We start from the raw sequence: 2026 nt of genomic DNA on the forward strand, positions 1-2026 counted from the left end.
CACCCTGGCCGGTCCGTCGCACGGCAACCCATTCACCGACGTCGAACTCCGTGCCGTGTTCACTTCTCCGTCAGGTGACACGCTCAGTGTGCCCGGTTTCTACGACGGCGACGGGAGCTACAAGGTCCGGCTCCTGGTTCCGGGCCCGGGGGAGTGGACGTTCACCACCACCAGCAACGCGCGCTCGCTGGACGGCGTTACCGGCGCGTTCACGGCCCGCGAGGCGGTTGCCGGGGCGAAGGGCGTGGTCCGGGTGGCCAAGACCTTCCACTTCGCCTATGAGGACGGCAGCCCGTACCTGCCCATCGGCACTACCTCCTACGCCTGGACCCATCAGGGCGATGCGCTGGAGAAGCAGACCCTGGATACGTTGGCGGCCGGTCCGTTCAACAAGATGCGCATGTGCGTTTTCCCGAAGTCCTACCTGTTCAACGAGAACGAGCCGGAGTTCTACCCCTTCGAAGGATCCCTCGCTGCCGGCTTCGACTATGACCGGCCCAACCCGGAGTTCTACCGGCACCTGGAACACAGGATCGGGCAATTGGAGGAGCTGGGGATCGAGGCGGACCTCATCCTGTTCCACGCGTACGACCGCTGGGGTTTCTCCACGATGAGCCCGGGCCGGGATGACCGCTATCTGAAATATGTCGTGGCCCGGCTGGCTTCGCACCGGAACATCTGGTGGTCCCTGGCCAACGAGTACGATCTCCTGTTCCGCAAGACCACCGAGGACTGGGAGCGCTTCGCGGGCATTGTCCAGGCCAATGACCCGAGCGGGCACCTGCTGTCCATCCACAATTGCCACGCGTTCTACGACTACTCCCGGCCATGGGTTACGCACAGCAGCATCCAGCGCCAGGACGTCCACAAGACGGCTGAATTCACCGGGGAATGGCGGGAACGCTGGCAGAAACCGGTGGTCATCGACGAGTGCGCGTACGAGGGCAACATTGATCAGGGCTGGGGAAACATCACCGGCGAGGAAATGACCCGGCGGTTCTGGGAGGGGGCCGTTCGGGGCGGGTACGTGGGCCACGGCGAAACGTACATGCACCCTGCTGACGTGCTGTGGTGGGCCAAGGGCGGCGAATTCCATGGCAGCAGCCCGGAGCGGATCGCTTTCCTGCGCCGCATCCTCGAAGAAACCCCGGGCGGATTCCTTGAGCCTCTGCCGAGCGCCTGGGACGTCCCCACGGCCGGGATCCGGCACGAGTACGAGATCAGCTATTTCGGTTTCAACCAGCCCACCTACCGGAACTTCGTGATGCCCGCTGGCCGCCGTTACGAGGTGGACATCATCGACACCTGGAACATGAGCATTGACACCCTGCCGGACGCAGTGGAAGGGCGCTTCCGCGTGGAGCTCCCCGGCCGCCAGTTCATCGCCGTCAGGCTCCGCGCCCTCGGCTAACCCCGCCTACCCCAGCAGCGTGTTCACCAGGCGCGCGGCCACCTTGGCGGTCCGCGAGTCGATATCGAACTCGGGGTTGAGCTCGGCGACGTCCAGGTGCATGAGTTTTCCGCTCGTGGCAACTTGCTTGCACACCGCGCTGATAACGGGCAGCGGCACCCCATACGCCGCAGGCGCGCTCACCCCGGGAGCCACCGACGCCGGCAGCACGTCCAGGTCGATCGTCAGGTACAGCACGTCCACGCTGTCCAGGAACCGTGCCACAAAATCGTGCACGGCCTCCGCAGAGCAGTCCTCGTCCAGCAGGTACTTCACGCCCAGCCGGTCCGCCGTGTTGAAGAGGGTGCGCGTGTTGTTGGGCTCGGAGATTCCGACGACGGCGTAGTTCAGTTCGCGGCCCTCGGCGGCTTCCGCCCGGGCCATCTGCAGGAACGGCGTGCCTGAGCTCGGCACCGGTTCGTCCCGCAGGTCGAAGTGCGCGTCGAGGTTCAGGACTCCGAGGCGCTTGCCGCCCCTCACGGTCTCCGAGCCAGCCACACCCAGGTAGCTGGCGAAAGCAGTTTCGTGCCCGCCGCCGAGCAGCACCGTGAGCTTGCCGCCGTCCGAGCAGTTCCG

General features: G+C 65.5%; 2 protein-coding genes. One reads left to right on the plus strand and one right to left on the minus strand.

All coding sequences use genetic code 11. The features are described 5' to 3' along the window. Positions 1 to 1411 (plus strand): DUF5605 domain-containing protein (locus AHiyo1_RS23830; protein WP_113990764.1); only part of this gene is annotated, 1411 nt, incomplete at its 5' end. 6 nt (positions 1412 to 1417) lie between these two features. Here AHiyo1_RS23830 and AHiyo1_RS23835 read toward each other — a convergent pair. Beyond that, on the minus strand, positions 1418 to 2026 hold a 609-nt coding region (locus AHiyo1_RS23835; RefSeq protein WP_172465747.1), incomplete at its 5' end, for an arginase family protein.

The organism is Arthrobacter sp. Hiyo1 (assembly GCF_001263615.2).
Lineage (GTDB): Bacteria > Actinomycetota > Actinomycetes > Actinomycetales > Micrococcaceae > Arthrobacter.